The sequence below is a fragment of the Sporofaciens sp. JLR.KK001 genome, from assembly GCF_036941055.1.
Taxonomy (GTDB): Bacteria; Bacillota; Clostridia; order Lachnospirales; family Lachnospiraceae; genus Sporofaciens.
In genome coordinates this window covers 1450792-1468434 of sequence record NZ_JAYMNO010000001.1, presented here as the reverse complement: position 1 = coordinate 1468434, position 17643 = coordinate 1450792, and the positions used below count along the sequence as shown (strand labels likewise).

The window sequence follows — 17643 nt, the reverse complement described above, 5'->3', positions numbered from 1 at the left end:
AATTTCCATGCCGTCTCGCAGTTACAACAAACAAATGATGCTGCATACTTTTTTATCTATTAGATTTTCCGTTTATTCCCAAATACATTATAACAACTAAACAACGGCATTTCCATAGAAATTCCGTTTCATAGTATCCCTTTTTCAATCTATCTTTGCCATTTCTCCATTCTTGATAATTCCCCATCCTCCACCTCCACTATAATCGCCCCATTTTCCTGCGTAGAATAGATTTTACAGCCAACGTCTGCAAGTCTCTCTATCGTTTCCTGATGCGGATGCGCATACCGATTCTCTTGTCCTGCGGAAATGAACGCATAAGCTGGCTGAATCTGTTGAAGAACTTCTTCTGTTGACGAATTCTTAGAGCCATGATGCGCTACTTTAAGAACCTCCCATGTACAATCTGGATAGCTCTCTTCTAATTGCTGTGTAAGCTGTTTTTCTCCTTCTCCCTCTACGTCCCCGGTCAAAAGCATATCAAACTTCCCATACTGTACAGCCAATACCATAGATGCCTCGTTACCCGATTCCAGTTTCTCGGTCACAGGTATTATACTGCCTGTCTCCGGCACAGTATTTTCCTTCCGCAATCCGGCGTTCTCTGATTTTATTCCCAGATTCCCCGGCTGTATACACGTAATTGCCATTTCCCCTTCCCGGATATTCTGTCCAGGCTCTATCACAACCACACGGATTCCATAATCTTTTGCTTTCTTTGCCAGACCTGCCAAAGCCTCATCCCACGCCTCCTGCACCGGCAACACCAGCGTCCGGATCTTCACTCCGATATCCTGTCTCTCAATCAGCTCTTCTACACCGTTCCTGTGATCGCCGTCGCCATGGGAGATCAGTACATAATCAAGCACCCCGACTCCTTGGGATTTCAGGAATGGCTCCAGCCTGTATTGTCCCACCTTTTTTACATCACTGCTCCCGCCATCCACCAGATAGGTGCCGCCCTCCGGTCCTTTCATGAAAATCCCGTCTCCCTGCCCCACATCCAAGACCGCTATCATAAGTTTCCCTGACTCTCCAAAATGAGTCGTTAAAATAATTACTCCCACTGTCCACAGAAAAACCACAGGCCACCCTTTCCACGCACTCCTGCCTGCTCTTCCACTCATTCTGTTATTAAAACTAATGGATTTATCCACTCTGTTAGATTGTATGAACCTTCGATCCTTTCCATACCCCTGATAGTCTTGACCCCTTTCCTCCCCTTGCTTATCCTGTTCCTTCATTGATGCGATATACCTCAGCAGAATCAATCCTAAAAACAAAAATACATAATATACCGCAATCTGCCACATCTCAGGCCTTCCGGCCACAAGCCTCGCTCCCGGAAGATGAAGCGCTACCTTGCAGCTCATCTGATAGAAGCATAGAATCTTTCCGCATACCCAAAATAGAAAGGAAGATACCGAGGGAAGCCACAATGCCAGCAGACTTCCCGCCATCCCCAAAAACAGCAACACGGACATCAATGGGATCACACAAAGATTCAGGACAAAAGAATACATCGGAAATTCAAAGAAATAATAGAGCAGAATCGGAAGAATAACCAGATTGATACCGATGCTGGCCGTCAACCCCTGTAAAATCACCTGCCCTACATATTCCCAAAATCTCCTTAAATATACAGGCCAAGGACCGTCTTTCTTATTCTGCTTCAAGGAACTCTGCTGCGTCCTTGTCCCCACCTGTTGTCCATTGTTATGTAATGTGTACACAGATATTTCTTCCTGCACCACCTGCACCACAGTAAGAACCGCAAGCACCGCCCCAAAGGACAGCCAGAATCCGCCGTCATACAGACTGAGCGGCCGCCACACTAACACCGCAACCGCCGCCGCAGAAAGCGCTGTCGGCGCATCATAATGCCGCCCCGCCATATCCGCCCCTACCCGGAATAGAAACATCACTAAGGCCCGCACCGCGGATACGGTAAATCCAACCATAAGAATATACAGCGCCAGAAATAAAATACCAAACGCCCCTCCAACCGGATAAGACCCCGTAATCCTCCGCAGTATCTTATACATCCCAATCCCTATAAAGGATAGATGCAGCCCCGAGATCGCCAAAATATGCCCGATCCCATTAACCTGATAAAGCATCTTCAGCTCCTGATCCATCTCCGATTTCTCTCCAAGCATCATTGCCCCCATAGCGGTCCCGTCCTCTACTCCCAGAGCCGATACGAGCGTCTCCTGCCACCGTCTGCGAAATTCAGCAAGCTTCGAACGCCATCTCCACACGCCAGCATCCAACAGAGCAATCTCCTCTGCCCATACCATCCCGTGGATATCCCTGATCTGATAATAACGCTTCTGGTCAAAGTTTCCTGGATTCCTCGCGTTTTCAAAAAAAGAGACCTCTCCCCTGACCTTTATCTTATTCCCCATATGAAACTGTAAGTTGGAATCTGTATAGATGATAATCCTTGATTCTTGAACTGTCTGTTCCTGATATTGAATAGAATTGTCCTTTAGATATAATCTCTGATAATCTGATCTTTGTTCTGTCTGGTACACCTGCCCCTGCAGTACGACCGCACCTCCCGGCGGTGCCGCCGACTCAAGCGGCGAAGGACGAAGCTCCCTGACAAGCTTCTCCCTCCCGCATGTGACCGCCAGCATTATCAATACCAATATTACCAGACAGGTATACATTAACGGTCTGTCTTTCACGTTTCACTCTCCTACCAGATCCAAGTCCCTCGACAGCGGCTTGCTTAGATCCACGCTTCCCATATATTTGATATTAGAATCCCCGTTCACCGAGATCTGCACCTGGCTGGACGCTCCTCCGTCGACGATCGAATTCACGATCGCATAGACCGTAATCCTTGGATCCGTGACATATGTGTTGTTCAAGAATCCTTCATCCAGATTCACATAACAGACGCTGTCCTTCACCGACACCCCGATCACCTTCGTCTCCGGCGGCATCACCGGCCCGATGCCTTCCGCGGAAGATCCCTTGATCAACTGGTCCACGATCAGTCTCTCGATGGACATATTGCTGTTGTACCGGATACTCACTTCTCTCTGTACCAGCCTGTCGCCCTTGTCATTTGCGAAATACAGCTTCAGATTCCCCAGTTGGTACAAATGTAACGAGGATCCTTTGTACTGAAGGAAATTCTCCGCGTTCATATATCCGATCGCCTCTCCCACACTGTCCACGAGCGGCTCATCCTCTATATAAAAATCTATATAATCCACCCCATGGATCTGTGCCAGCGATTGTACGACTCCTGCCCGAAGAAGCAGCTCCTCCTCCGGCTTCATGCCTGCATACTTACTGTTAAAATGGATATCCAGAATAGATTCCTCGGTCAGCACCCAGCTCTGAACTCGGATCCCTTTCGGAAATACACTCTTATAATCGATCGAATCCGGCTCCTTCTGCATAGTTTTCAGCATATCTCCAATGGATTTCTCTATCGTAACATCTTCTATCTGATAACTCTTCTTCACCAGATCCGTTCCCTCTGTATTCACATAATAAACGAATGTGCCGCCCTTTCCCGGACCGGAACCCTTGCCTCTCCCGCATCCGCCGATGAGCAGCAGACACATGATCAGACACACGCCCCGCGCCGTCAGGCAATATCTCCTATTAAGAATACTTCGCATTTGCCTTCCCCCAGTCCTGTAAAGTTCCCTCTATGAAACGTATATCAGAGGAATACGCACGGTAAATGTAGTTCCTGCCCCCACCTGGCTGTATACCCTGATCGCCCCGCGGTGCATGACCACCGCGCTCCTTGCAATGGCAAGGCCAAGCCCGGTCCCGCCGATCTCCCTGGAGTGAGACTTGTCCACACGATAGAACCTCTCGAACACATGCTCCACTGCCTCCTGCGGAATTCCGATCCCGGAATCTGCCACCTCAATATGGCAGTTCTTATGATCTGCATTCAAGGACACATGAACCCATCCGTTCTCCTTATTATACTTGATAGCATTCTCTACCAGATTCGTGATGGCAAGAGACAGCTTCATCTCATCCACCTCCGCAGTTACCGGCCGGAAGCTCTCAAACACCAATTCGATATTGCGTGTCGCCGCAATCGGGCGGAGTCTCTTTAAGATCTTCTCGATCAGCGTATTCATATTCTCAGACTTAATATTCAGCGTGTTCGCCGTCTTGTCCATCTTGACCAGAGACAGAAGGTCGTTGATGATCTTATTCTCCCGCTCTATCTCCTCCGACAGATCTCCCATGAATTCCTTATATAACTCAGCCGGCACATCCTCCTGGATCAACAGCGAATCTGCCAGCACCTTCATAGAAGTCAGCGGCGTCTTAAGCTCATGCGACACGTTGGATACGAACTCATTACGAGAATCATTCAGCACTTTCATCCTGCCAAGCATCTTGTTAAATGCATCCGATATCAGCATAGTTTCTGTATAGGCCTTCTCATGAAGATAATCGTCCTCATAGCCTTCCGTCACGGCCGCTATAGAATCACTGATCCTGCGGAACGGCCTCGTCATAACGAATCCCGCGGAGAACGCCAGTATCACAGCCACCATCCCGATGGTAAGGCACACGGCGATCACTCTGTCGTCCAGAATCTCCACACTGTCAGAGATCATATCCGTAGATACGCTGATCAGCATCACACCTACCGCTTTCTCTGTTCCCTTGTCATAGATCGGAGAAGTAACCTCGATATAACGATTCTTTGCATCATAATTACTGGTGCCTTTACCCTTAAAGCACCGGATCACATCTTCAGATACGATCGTCTTACCCTTGTCCATATCGTACGTATCTTCCTGAATGCGAAAATCATGATCTATAACCAGAACCCGTCCATTGTAGATATTAGACATCTGGACCAGCTCTGACTTTAACACCTCAGACATATCGCCAGTAATATAATTCACATCACTTAACTGGTTACATAGAATTGTACACTGATTCTGTATCTCTGCAGTCCGAACCTCCACTTCTCTTTTCTCGAAGCTGCTTAAGACTACTCCCCTTAAAACAAGCGCCGGAATCGTCCCCGCCAGTATGACGAGGAGGACGATCCGGGCGCGAAGGCTCTTCCATATACCCCATTTCAGATATCTCTTAACCCCTGAAATAATAACCAACTCCCCATTTAGTATAGACGTATTTCGGATCGCTTGGATTCGTCTCAACCTTTTCTCTCAGCCTTCGGATATGTACGTCTACCGTTCTCGCGTCGCCGGGATATTCATACCCCCACACAATATTCAGCAGATTCTCCCGGCTGTACACCTTATTCGGATTCATGGCAAGAAGCTCTAAGAGATCGAATTCCTTCGCCGTAAGATTCACCTCTTTGTCATCTATCACGACCCGCCTGCTCTCACAGTCGATCCGCATGCTGCCCTTGATGATCATCTTATCGTTGACCTGATTCTGATCCCGCTTGCCGGTACGCCGCATGATCGCCTTGATCCGCGCCTTTACCTCCAGGATGTTGAAAGGCTTCGTTATGTAATCATCCGCGCCGTATTCCAGACCAAGGATCTTATCCATATCATCATTCCTTGCCGTCAGCATCACGATCGGTACGTCGGAGAATTCCCGTATCTGCTGACACACCTCAAAGCCGTCATTCTTGGGAAGCATAATATCTAACAAGATCAGATCATAGGCATTCTCTTTCGCCAGCTTCAGCGCCTCTTCTCCGTCATAAGCACAGTCAACCTTCATCCCATCCTGTTCCAGGCTGAAACGAATTCCTTTCACGATTAGTTTTTCATCATCTACAACCAATACCCTTCTGCTCATCTACTCTCTCCCTCAATATCTGCCTTGATTACGAAACTTTTATCTGATCCTTTACTTTGTTAAATACGCCTTCCTTAATTCCGTCAACTTCCATCAGTTCTTCAATCTTCCGAAAGCCGCCGTGTACTTCTCTGTAAGCGATGATCGAATCTGCCTTGGCTTCTCCGATACCGCTGAGTGTCATCAATTGTTCTCTGGTTGCCCTGTTAAGGTCGATCTTCCCGTCATCAGAAGGCCCGGACGTTCCGGGAGTCGACACATTCTGACCTGCCTCTCCCATATTCGACACGCTTTGGCCCGCTTGAAGCTGCGCCGCTTCTTCTCTGGACGGTACATAGATCTGCTGCCCGTCCTCTATCTGCGCCGCCTGATTCAGCAGCTCGCCCGCCCCATTCTCCGACAGGCCTCCCGCCGCCTCGATCGCTTCATACAGACGGCTGCCCGCAGGGAGCAGATAGACTCCCGGACATGCAACCTGTCCGCACACATGGACATAGACCTCTTGGCTGTCATCCGTACACTGCATCTCTTCCTGCAAGGGTTCCTCGAGTTCTTCTTCCTTCGTCACCCCGGCAGCGGATTTATCCTCCTGTACCTCTTCTGACCCTGTATCTGTCAGCTCCTTAAGTTCTTCTCCCTGTCCTGTCCGGACACCGGAACATCCCGACAACAGGACCAGGCTCATCACAAACGCTGCTGTAACCCTATAAACAATTCTTCTATGCATACAAACTCCTTTACAGTCTGCCGAAACTGCAAATACCCCGTATATGCATTACCCATTTATTGTACTATTTCCATTGGAAAATTGCAACTCCAATCAACGCAATTCCCATCCCGATTATCTTCCTCCACTCCAATGGCTCCTTATCCACTCCAAAAAGCCCCAGAAGCTCTATCACATATGCGACAATGAGCTGGGCGATCACAATAAGGAGCGCGGCCTTCGCCGGTCCAAGCTGTTCCATACTCTTGATCACAGTCAGAGTGATCCCCGCGCCGATCACGCCGCCAAGCAGCACGTACTTAGGCTCCACCTTGGTAAGCGTCATGACATTATCACGCCCTGCGATCAGCCATGCCGCAAAACACACCGCAAATGCAGTCAGCTGCACCCAGGCATTGCTGACCCACATTCCAGTCGTCTTCGTCACTTGTGTGTTGAACACACCCTGCACACTCATCAGCGCGCCCGAGAGTAATGCAATAAAAAAACCAACCATTGAATATACCTCCGTTTCTGTCCGTGAAATTTCAGACTCTCTCCTTCGAAATAGTATATCCAATGATTGATTTTCTATGCCTCTATGGCGCGTTTAAGCTTCTCAAGCATCTCATCAACATGTTTTTTCTCGATGATAAGCGGCGGAACAAGACGGATCACATTATTTCTCGCGCTGATTACGATAAGTCCGGCTTCAAGCGCCCGGCTGATCACTTCGCCTGCCGGCTCCTCCACCTTGATTCCCTGGATCAGGCCGACGCCTCTTCGTTCCAGCACCGTATCGTACTCTGATACAAGCGCGTCAAGCTTCCCTGCAAGATAACCGCCGATTTCCCGTACATGCGATACAATGTCCTCCCGTTCGAAGATCTCAACCGTCTTGGCCACGGCCGCGCATGCCAGCGGATTGCCTCCATAAGTCGTCCCGTGATCTCCTGGCTCCAGAGAATACTCAGCCACCTTCTCCGTCATGGCAAATGCTCCTACCGGGATCCCATTCCCTATCGCTTTCGCCATAGCCATGATATCCGGCTTCGTACCGTAAGACTGCCAGGCGAACATCTCGCCTGTCCTGCCCATGCCGCACTGAATCTCGTCACAGATCATCAGGATCCCTTCCTCGTCGCAGAGCCTTCGGATCCCTTCCATGAACTCCCTGTCTGCCCGGTTGATACCGCCTTCTCCCTGCAGAGGCTCCAGGATAATAGCACAGGTACAGTCCGTAACCCTGGCCTTCACACTGTCAAGATCGTTGAACTTCGCGAAGCTCACCCCCGGAAGCATCGGTTCAAAGGGTGTGCGGTACGCCTCGCTTCCTGTCACGGACACCGCCCCGATACTGCGTCCGTGGAAGGAATGGTCCATCGCGATAAATTCATATCTCCCGGTTCCTTTCTTCCAGGCATATTTCCTCGCCGACTTGAGCGCTCCTTCGATGGCCTCCGTCCCGCTGTTGGTGAAAAATATCCTGTCCATCTCCGAGACTCGCTTAAGCGCCGCCGCCGCTTCCCCGCAGCTCGTATTATAATAGAGGTTGGAGGTATGTAAAAGACGGTCCACCTGGTCTTTAAGCGTCTGGTTCAGCTCTTGATTCCCATAGCCAAGACCGGATACTGCGATCCCCGCCGCGAAATCAAGATATTTCTTCCCGTCCGTATCATAGAGATACACACCCTCGCCCCGGTCAAGAACCACCGGGAAACGGTTATAAGTATGCACAAGTCCGTTATTTGTCTCTTCTATGTATTGATTCATCTCTCTTCTCCATGATAGTATTTTTCTTCTGTGTCATTCAAGATCGCCGTTCCGATCCCCTTATTCGTAAATATCTCAAGAAGCAGGCAGTGAGGAATCCGTCCGTCCAGGATATGCACCCTGGATACGCCGTTCTCAATGGCGTCCATGCAATTCTGAAGCTTCGGCAGCATACCGCCTTCGATATAACCTTCCTCCATCAATGCCCGTCCATCCGAGACACGAAGCTCGGAGATCAGAGTGTCCGGATCGGAAGGATCCTTGTACACGCCTTCGATATCCGTCAGGAACGCAAGCTTTTCCGCATTCACAGCCCTTGCGATCGCACACGCGGCATCATCCGCATTGATATTATATGTATTAAAATCCTCATCCATTCCTACTGGACATACAATCGGGAGGAAATCTTTCTCCAACAGGTCAAACAGAATATCCGCATTGACCTCCCTAACCTCTCCTACGAATCCGATATCCGCCCCGTCCGCGTACTTCTTCTCTACCTTGAGCAGCGCGCCGTCCTTGCCGCTGATCCCGATCGCGCGGACGCCTAAGCTCTCCACCAGCTGAACCAGTCCTTTGTTCACCTTCCCAAGGACCATCTCGGCAAGTTCCATGGTCGCCTCGTCCGTTACCCGAAGGCCGTTGACGAATTCCGGCTCCATCCCCACCTTGCCGACCCATCTGCTGATCTCCTTGCCGCCGCCGTGGACGATAATAGGTTTGAATCCTACCAGCTTCAGAAGCGTCACATCCTGGATGACCTGCTCCTTTAGCTGATCGTCCACCATGGCGCTCCCGCCGTATTTTACCACTATGATCTTCCGGTTGAACCGTTGGATATATGGAAGCGCCTCAATCAGGACCTCCGCCTTATCCAGATATTTCTGCATCGATTTATTCATGATCTGCCATCTCCTGTTATTTAACTTCTATAGTCCGCATTGATCTCAATATAGCCATGCGTCAGGTCGCATCCCCACGCCGTCGCTTCCTTATCTCCCATCTTGACATCCGCGATCGCCGTCACCTCCGGCTCAGACAAGATCTTCGTCGCCTCTTCCTCACTGTAATCCACAGCCGTTCCATTCTCGATGATCTGGATCTTTCCCGCCTTGCTCTCGAAGAACAGATCCACCCTCTCCGGGTCGAACTGTGCGCCGGAATATCCCATGGCACACAGAATCCTCCCCCAGTTGGCGTCATGCCCGGCGATCGCCGTCTTCGTAAGGTTCGAGCATACGATAGACTTGGCAAGCGCTCTCGCCTGCTCTACGCTCTCGCATCCCACTGCCTGTACCTCGAACAACGCAGTCGCGCCCTCTCCGTCACCGGCGATCTTCTTCGCCAGATATTCGTTGACTGTATGGAGAGCTTCTTTAAACTTCTGATAATCCTCCGTTCCCTCCACAATCTCTTCATTCTCCGCCAGACCATTTGCCAGCAGGATTACCGTATCATTGGTAGAAGTGTCTCCATCCACCGAGATCATATTATAAGTGTCCTTGATATCCTGGCTGAGCGCTTTCTGCAGCGTCTCTTTGGCAATCACCGCATCCGTCGTGATAAATGCAAGCATGGTGCACATGTTAGGATGGATCATTCCTGACCCCTTCGCCATGCCGCCGATGGTCACCGTCCTGCCGCCGGCCTCGATGGTCACTGCCAGCTCCTTCTCGAAGGTATCCGTAGTCATGATCGCCTTCGCCGCTTCAGTGCCGTTTGCGATCGTATCGTTCTTCTTCTCTGCCAGCTCCTTGATTCCCGCAGTCAGCTTATCGATGGGGATCTGCTTCCCGATCACTCCTGTCGAACCGATCAGCACGCCGGATTCTGATATTCCAAGCGCTTCGGCAGCCGCCTTTGCCGTATCCTTACAATATCCGAAGCCCTCTGTTCCCGTACATGCATTGGCGATCCCGGAATTCACGATCACAGCCTGAACGGAATCGCCGCCTGCTATCACCTGCTGATCCCATCTGACCGGAGCCGCCTTCACCACATTCGTCGTAAATGTCCCCGCCGCCGCGCACGGTGCCTGGCTATAGATCATCGCCATATCTGTCCTGTCTGTATACTTGATCCCTGCTGCCGTTGATGCAGCCTCATATCCCTTTGCCGCGGTCACGCCGCCCTTGATAATCTCCATCCTTCTTATATCTCCTTTTCTATCCTCACATTTGCACCGATCAACACGTTCGTTACTGCTCATTGAATGCGGTAATGTTTTTCTCATTTAACACAAAATCATAATAGTTCAGATCCTGCCTCTTCGTCCATCCTATGGTATTCCAGAATGCATTGCCGATATCATTTTTCGTAAATGCAATCAAGCAGACCTTGTTGATCTCTTCCTTCTTAAGCTCCTCCATAGCCTTTACAACCATGGCCTTGCCGATCCCGCGCCTCCTGTACTCCTCGTCCACACACACATGGTACAGACAACCGCGCCTCCCGTCATGACCGCACAAGATACTTCCTACTACCTTCCCGTCCTCGACTGCCACGACGCTGGTGGTCGGATTCCTTCTAAGGAAACGCTCAATCCCTTCTCTTGAATCATCCACGCTCCTTAAGCCAAATCCCCGGATCTTCGTCCAGAGCGCATAGACCCCGTCATAATCTTCCATTGCCATCGTTCGAATCATAATCTGCCTCTTTCTAAGCTCACTCTCCGGTTCTTAAGGGAATATGGGAACTAATTCAAGTCCTTCACTCTCCGGCAGCCCGAACATCAGGTTCATATTCTGTACCGCCTGCCCTGCCGCTCCTTTTACCAAATTGTCGATTGCTCCCATCATGATAATGCGTTTCGTCCTTGGGTCGATCTTGAAATTAATATCCACATAGTTGCTGCCTTCCACCCATTTCGTCTCCGGACAGACACCCTCCCCAAGCACACGGACAAATCTCTCGTTCTGATAATAATTGTCGTATACCGCTTTTACTTCTTTATATGTAACATCCTTCTTCAGGGACGCGTATTCTGTCGCCAGGATCCCCCGGTTCATGGGGACCAGATGAGGGGTAAAATTGATCACGACCGGTTCATTCGCCGCATATCCCAACTGCTCCTCGATCTCAGGCGTATGTCTGTGGGACGCGACACCGTAAGCCTTGATATTCTCATTGACCTCGCAGTAAAGGTTCGGCAATTTGGCTCCCCTGCCCGCACCGGAAGTCCCGGACTTGGCGTCGATGATCAATGTATTCATATCGATCAGTCCTTCCTTCGCCAGCGGATACGCCGTTAGGATCGAACAGGTGGTGTAGCAGCCCGGATTCGCGACCAATCTCGCCTTCTTCACAGCCTCCCGGTTCACCTCGCACAGCCCGTAGACCGCCTCCCCGATAAACTGAGGGCTCTTGTGTTCGATACCGTACCATTTCTCATATACCGCCGCATCCTTAATCCGGTAATCCGCGCTTAAGTCAATAATCTTCGTCTTACTTAAGATCTCATCATTCATCATGGATGCGCAGAAGCCCTGGGGGGTAGCCGTGAAGATCACGTCCGCCTGCTCGGCCAGTTCTTCCATATTATCATCCAGGCATTCGTCGTCTACGATCTGAAACATATTCTGGTATACCTCGGCATATTTCTTATCTATATAGCTTCTCGAACCATACCATACGATCTTCGCGTCTTTATGGCCCGTCAATATACGCACCAGTTCATTTCCGGCATAACCGGTCGCTCCGATAATTCCTACATTAATCATCTGTTCTGCATCCTTTCTATGTAATAACCTCAATCAATATAAACCAAATTGAGGGTTTTGTCCAGAGGGAGATACATATTGGTTATCAGCATTTGCATAATTATACATCTTCTATGAATATTATTCAATAGTTTTTTTGTTTTCTTGCATCTTGCCGGTTTTTCACAAGATTTATATGGCATATTTAGTTATTATGCATTATAATTACATCGATAATTTATTCAATATTGGAGGAATAAGAAATGAAATTGGAAGAGATGTCATGTATTGACTGTGCAGTGAAAAACTGTGATAAGATGGACAAGACTTATCCTGAGTTCTGTCTGACTACGAATATGGATCAGGATGTTTATAAGGATGCCATGGATTGTTACAAGGAAGAAGAGAATCATAATATTATGGTTGCGGCGGCAGAGGTGGAATGTGACCATTACTGCCAGTATACACGGGTTGAGGAGATCATGGCTTTCGCGGAGAGAATCGGGGCGAAGAAGATCGGCATCGCTACCTGCGTGGGGCTCTTGAAGGAGAGCCGGACTCTGGCGGCGATCTTCCGCAAGCGCGGCTTTACAGTATTCGGGATTACCTGTAAGGCAGGCTCCACGCCCAAATCGGACGTTGGGATTCCTGAGCGCTGCAACAAGATCGGAATCAATATGTGCAACCCGATCCTTCAGGCGAAGATGCTGAACCATGCGAAGACGGACCTGAACGTTGTCGTCGGATTGTGTGTGGGACACGACAGCCTGTTTTATAAATATTCCGAGGCGATCACCACTACGATGATAACGAAGGACCGGGTACTCGGACATAATCCGGCGGCGGCGCTTTATACAGCCGATACTTATTATAAGAAACTGCAGGATTAAGCGCATATCCCCTCCTAACATGCTTTTTTATTCAACTTTCCTGTATAATCCGCATATTTAATCTTTTTTACAATTTATTCTTGCATAATTATAAAAAATGCGCTATAGTATTTCTTGCAATTGAAGGTTACATATTTTCATATACAGATACCCATGAAGCATCCAGAGATGAAAGCTGCAGGGTAATGATACAAAAAGGAGGATATTCTATCATGAAGGAAAAAGTTGTACTGGCATATTCCGGCGGTCTTGACACCACAGCCATCATTCCGTGGCTTAAGGAGAATTTCGACTATGAAGTAATCTGCTGCTGCATTAACTGCGGACAGGGGGAAGAGTTAGACGGCTTAGAAGAGAGGGCGAAACTGTCCGGTGCTTCCAAGCTCTATATCGAGGATATCATTGATGATTTCTGCGATCACTATATCGTACCATGCGTACAGGCTCACGCTGTCTACGAGAATAAATACTTGCTCGGAACCTCTATGGCACGTCCGGCGATCGCTAAGACACTGGTTGAGGTTGCAAGAAAGGAAGGCGCTTCTGCAATCTGCCACGGTGCAACCGGCAAGGGTAACGACCAGATCCGTTTCGAGCTTGGCATCAAGGCGTTGGCGCCGGATCTTAAGATCATCGCTCCATGGAGAATGACGGATGTATGGACCATGAATTCCCGCGAAGAAGAGATCGAATACTGCAAGCAGCACGGCATCGACCTTCCATTCGACGCAAGCCACAGCTACAGCCGCGACCGCAACCTCTGGCACATCAGCCATGAAGGCCTGGAACTTGAGGATCCTGCCAACGAGCCGAACTATGACCATCTGTTGGTCCTTGGTGTTACACCGGAGAAGGCGCCGGATGAAGGCGAATATGTGACGATGACATTTGAAAAGGGTGTTCCAAAGAGTATCAACGGCGAAGAAATGAAGGTATCCGATATTATCCGCAAGCTCAACGAGCTTGGCGGCAAGCATGGAATCGGCATCTGTGATATCGTGGAGAACCGTGTGGTAGGTATGAAGTCCCGCGGTGTATATGAGACTCCCGGCGGAACCATCCTCTACGAGGCACATCAGCAGTTAGAGGAACTGGTATTAGACCGCGCCACTTACGAAGTAAAAGAAGAGATGGGCAACAAGCTTTCCCAGATCGTATATGAGGGCAAATGGTTCACACCGCTTCGCGAGGCCGTTCAGGCATTTGTAGAGAGCACTCAGGAGTATGTGACCGGTGAAGTGAAGTTCAAGCTCTATAAAGGTAATATCATCAAAGCCGGAACGACTTCCCCATATTCTCTGTACAGTGAATCCCTTGCAAGCTTCACGACCGGCGATCTGTATGACCATCATGATGCGGACGGGTTCATTAATCTGTTCGGATTGCCGCTCAAGGTTCGTGCGATGAAGATGCAGGAAGTGAATAACAGCCAGAAATAATATATAAAAGCATGTCTTTTCAAGGTTATCTGAAACAGACATGCTTTTTGTGCCGCATCATCCAATCTTGATTTACTCATATCTCCTGCTTTCCTCTCATATCTTGTGTTACAGTTCATAGCCTCGCCGGCCGTGAACCGCAACGTATCCAGACCAGAAGGAGGAATCTATGGAACCAGTAATCGGAATCGTATCCTGCGGATTCATGAACCAGCGCCAATTCGTACCGCAGACATATATCCAGACAGTCGAAGACGCCGGCGGCATCCCCGTTGTGCTCCCCTGTACACATGATGAGGGCAGCTATCCCCGCTACGGAAGGCTGTGCGACGGCTTCTTATTCTGCGGCGGCGATGACGTGACCCCGCTGTTATTCGGCGAAGAACTGATGACAGACCGCGGGCATACCGACTTTCGTACCGATCAATTTCACATATCCTTTATGAGATATACTCTGTCCTTGAAGCTCCCGATCCTCGCCGTCTGCCGCGGTATGCAGATCCTCAACATCGCCCTTGGAGGAACGATCTATCAGGATCTCTCTCTTCGCTGGCCTGCTTCTCTGAATCACATGCAGCTATCTGCCGACCGCTCGGACCCGTGCCACAAGCTTACAGTCCTCGAAGATAGCATACTATCTAATATCCTCAATAAAAATGAGTATGTCAACAGCTTCCATCACCAATGCATCCGCGATCTGGGCAGGGAGCTTAAGACCGCCGCTGTCGCCTCCGACGGTATAATAGAAGCCATTGAATCCGATTCCCATACGTTCGTCATCGGAGTACAGTGGCATCCGGAATGTATGTATCATGCCTTCCCCACCATGCAGAATCTCTTCTATGAATTTATCGAAAAATCAAAAAATGCTAAAAATATACAGTATATTTCTCCCAGACAACGGACACAATAATCCCGAAATTAGTTAAAGGAGGAAACAGATATGTCCGAATTATCAGTACTCGATTTACAAAACCTGCGCCACCTGATCGGTGGATATGACACCTGCCACTGCAAGATGCAGGACTATGCCTCCCAGGCACAAGACCCTGAAGTAAAGAAACTTTTCCAGGATGCCGCAAATTCTGCCATGAAGAACAAGCAGGACTTAATGAAATTCTTATAGGAGGTAAGCAGATATGTTAGACGAGAAAACAATGGTAAGCGACGCCTTGACAGGTGTCAACGGTGAACTGACCCGTTTTGGAGAGATGATCCCGCAGACAGAGAACAAAGAACTGAAACAATGCCTGAAACAGATGCGTAACGAGTGTGAGATGTCCCAGGAGAAGCTCTATCAGGTTGCAAGAGAGAAGAGCTATTATGTACCTGCAGCAAAGGCTTCCCAGCAGGAGATCGATCATGTGAAATCCGTATTGACAGGGAATTCTATGAGATAACTTCCTGTGACAGCTTCAATGCCGCAAACAGGACCGGGAATATCCCGGTCCTGTTTTTCTTGCCAATATTACATAACATGCTATGCATTTTCCTACGTTCTGCTTTGGTCCGCCAGAGCACTACGCACTTCTCTCAAACTGCGAATTATAGAGATCCGCATAGAAGCCCTTCTGTGCCAGCAGTTCTTCATGGCTGCCCTGCTCCACGATATCTCCATCCTTCATCACCAGGATCAGGTCCGCATCCCGGATGGTAGACAGACGGTGTGCGATGATGAAGCTGGTCCTTCCGCGCATCAGGTTATCCATGGCTTTCTGGATCCTCACCTCCGTACGCGTATCTACCGAGCTGGTCGCCTCATCCAGGATCAGAATCTTCGGATCTGCCAGGATCGCCCTCGCGATCGTAAGAAGCTGCTTCTGCCCCTGGGATACATTGCTCGCCTCCTCATTCAGCTCCATATCATAACCCCCCGGCAGCGTCTGCACGAACCGATGGACATAAGCTGCTTTGGCAGCCTCCACCACCTCTTCCCTGGTCGCGTCTAATTTGCCGTAACGGATATTCTCTTCGATACTGCCCTTAAAAAGCCAAGTATCCTGCAGTACCATCCCGAACATTTCCCGAAGCTCGCTCCGGTTGAAATTCCGGATATCATGCCCGTCCACCCGGATGGAACCGCTGTTCACATCATAGAACCGCAGGACCAGCTTCACCATGGTGGTCTTGCCCGCTCCTGTAGGCCCTACGATGGCAATCTTCTGTCCCGGCTCTACCTTCGCGCTGAAATCACGGATAATCGTGTGGTCCGCATGATAGCCGAACTTCACGTGATCAAACTCCACACGTCCTTCCAGTCCTTCTATGGATACCGGATGCTCCGCTGTCTGATCCTCCTCATCCTCCGCCAGGAATTCAAACACCCGCTCAGAGGCCGCAGCCGTAGACTGTAGCATATTCGCTACCTGCGCCGCCTGCTGGATCGGCTGTGTGAAGTTCCTTACATACTGGATAAACGACTGGATATCACCAACCTCGATCGCATCCCTCATGGCAAGCCATCCGCCAAGGATCACAACCGCAACATATCCCAGATTCCCCACGAACTGCATGATCGGCATCATCATTCCCGACAGGAACTGGGATTTCCATGCAGATTCGTACAGGATATCATTATCCCGGTCAAATGACGCAATCACATCCTCTTCTTTGTTAAATGCCTTCACAATAATGTGACCGCCGTAGATCTCTTCCACCTGACCGTTCACATGCCCCAGATATTCCTGCTGGCTCTTGAAGTATCTCTGAGAATTCTTCACGATCACCGAGATCATACCCACAGAGACCGGCAGTATCAGAAGTGCGATCAGCGTCATCAGCGGGCTGATACTGAGCATCATGACCAGCACACCGATGATGGTGGCAACAGACGTAATCATCTGCGTCGCGCTCTGGTTCAGACTCTGGCTTAAGGTGTCCACATCATTGGTGATCCTTGAAAGGATCTCTCCATGGGGCATCTTGTCAAAGTAATTCATAGGCAGGCGGTTGATCTTCTCTGATATCTCCTTGCGCATCCGGTACGTCAGCTTCTGGGATACGCCGGTCATGATATACCCCTGGACAAATGAGAACAGCGCGCTGCATGCATACAAGGCTAACAGCAGCAGCAATATCCTGCCGATCTTCCCGAAATCAATCCCCGCTCCGCCGGAAATCTTACCGACCAGCCCGTTGAATATCTCCGTCGTCGCCCTTCCCAGAATCTTAGGACCTACGATATTGAAAATGGTACTCCCGATCGCAAATATTCCCACCAGGAGTAGTTGGAACTTATAGGCGCCGAGATACACCATTAATTTCTTCATAGTGCCTCTGAAATCCTTCGCCTTCTCTCCCGGCATCCCATGTCCTCCGTGACCCATAGGCCCGCGTCTTCTTCCGCTCAT

General features: G+C 49.6%; 17 protein-coding genes. 5 read left to right on the top strand and 12 right to left on the bottom strand.

What is annotated here, in order from left to right; all coding sequences use genetic code 11:
* Positions 1-149 precede the first annotated feature (149 nt).
* The 11 genes from VSQ62_RS07885 to argC form a co-directional block, all read right to left on the bottom strand.
* Positions 150-2693, bottom strand: a complete 2544-nt coding sequence (locus VSQ62_RS07885) for a ComEC/Rec2 family competence protein (RefSeq protein WP_334634175.1) — start codon at positions 2691-2693, stop codon at positions 150-152.
* A 3-nt stretch (positions 2694-2696) separates the two neighbouring features.
* Positions 2697-3644 (bottom strand): GerMN domain-containing protein, encoded by a 948-nt coding sequence (locus VSQ62_RS07880; protein ID WP_334634173.1) that lies wholly within the window; start codon positions 3642-3644, stop codon positions 2697-2699.
* 30 nt (positions 3645-3674) lie between these two features.
* Positions 3675-5168, bottom strand: coding sequence for a sensor histidine kinase (locus VSQ62_RS07875; RefSeq protein ID WP_334634171.1), 1494 nt, complete (start codon positions 5166-5168; stop codon positions 3675-3677).
* Positions 5098-5787 carry a response regulator transcription factor gene (locus VSQ62_RS07870; protein ID WP_334634170.1) on the bottom strand — a complete coding sequence of 230 codons (690 nt, stop codon included), beginning with the start codon at positions 5785-5787 and terminating at the stop codon, positions 5098-5100. The genes VSQ62_RS07875 and VSQ62_RS07870 overlap by 71 nt, the downstream gene beginning before the upstream one ends.
* Positions 5788-5815: 28 nt before the next feature.
* A complete protein-coding gene (locus VSQ62_RS07865) occupies positions 5816-6514 on the bottom strand; it encodes a helix-hairpin-helix domain-containing protein (RefSeq protein WP_334634168.1) in 699 nt (232 codons plus the stop codon).
* Positions 6515-6578: 64 nt separating this feature from the next.
* Entirely contained in the window at positions 6579-7010 is a 432-nt protein-coding gene (locus tag VSQ62_RS07860; RefSeq protein WP_334634167.1) for a DMT family transporter, read from the bottom strand.
* 74 nt (positions 7011-7084) lie between these two features.
* Entirely contained in the window at positions 7085-8266 is a 1182-nt protein-coding gene (locus VSQ62_RS07855) for an aspartate aminotransferase family protein (RefSeq protein WP_334634166.1), read from the bottom strand.
* On the bottom strand, positions 8263-9168 hold the full coding sequence (gene argB, locus VSQ62_RS07850) for an acetylglutamate kinase (RefSeq protein WP_334634164.1): 906 nt from the start codon (positions 9166-9168) through the stop codon (positions 8263-8265). Before argB ends, VSQ62_RS07855 begins: the two co-directional genes overlap by 4 nt.
* Positions 9169-9188: 20 nt before the next feature.
* Positions 9189-10412, bottom strand: a complete 1224-nt coding sequence (argJ, locus tag VSQ62_RS07845) for a bifunctional glutamate N-acetyltransferase/amino-acid acetyltransferase ArgJ (RefSeq protein ID WP_334634162.1) — start codon at positions 10410-10412, stop codon at positions 9189-9191.
* Between the two features lie 52 nt (positions 10413-10464).
* A complete protein-coding gene (locus VSQ62_RS07840; protein WP_334634161.1) occupies positions 10465-10911 on the bottom strand; it encodes a GNAT family N-acetyltransferase in 447 nt (148 codons plus the stop codon).
* Positions 10912-10944: 33 nt separating this feature from the next.
* Positions 10945-11985: an N-acetyl-gamma-glutamyl-phosphate reductase gene (argC, locus tag VSQ62_RS07835; RefSeq protein WP_334634159.1), complete on the bottom strand. Its 1041-nt coding sequence runs from the start codon at positions 11983-11985 to the stop codon at positions 10945-10947.
* A 242-nt stretch (positions 11986-12227) separates the two neighbouring features.
* On the opposite strand from argC, the gene VSQ62_RS07830 reads away from it, so the two are divergent.
* The 5 genes from VSQ62_RS07830 (at position 12228) to VSQ62_RS07810 (ending at position 15693) form a co-directional block, all read left to right on the top strand.
* A complete protein-coding gene (locus tag VSQ62_RS07830; RefSeq protein WP_334634157.1) occupies positions 12228-12854 on the top strand; it encodes a DUF1847 domain-containing protein in 627 nt (208 codons plus the stop codon).
* Positions 12855-13066: 212 nt separating this feature from the next.
* Entirely contained in the window at positions 13067-14293 is a 1227-nt protein-coding gene (locus tag VSQ62_RS07825; protein ID WP_334634156.1) for an argininosuccinate synthase, read from the top strand.
* A gap of 169 nt (positions 14294-14462) precedes the next feature.
* On the top strand, positions 14463-15206 hold the full coding sequence (locus VSQ62_RS07820) for a gamma-glutamyl-gamma-aminobutyrate hydrolase family protein (RefSeq protein WP_334634154.1): 744 nt from the start codon (positions 14463-14465) through the stop codon (positions 15204-15206).
* 30 nt (positions 15207-15236) lie between these two features.
* Entirely contained in the window at positions 15237-15419 is a 183-nt protein-coding gene (locus VSQ62_RS07815; RefSeq protein ID WP_334634153.1) for a hypothetical protein, read from the top strand.
* Positions 15420-15432: 13 nt separating this feature from the next.
* A complete protein-coding gene (locus VSQ62_RS07810; protein WP_334634152.1) occupies positions 15433-15693 on the top strand; it encodes a spore coat protein in 261 nt (86 codons plus the stop codon).
* Positions 15694-15813: 120 nt separating this feature from the next.
* Here the strand turns inward: VSQ62_RS07810 and VSQ62_RS07805 are convergent, their stop codons facing one another.
* The gene (locus VSQ62_RS07805) at positions 15814-17643 is read right to left on the bottom strand and encodes an ABC transporter ATP-binding protein (protein WP_334634151.1); all 1830 of its coding nucleotides are present in this window, start codon (positions 17641-17643) and stop codon (positions 15814-15816) included.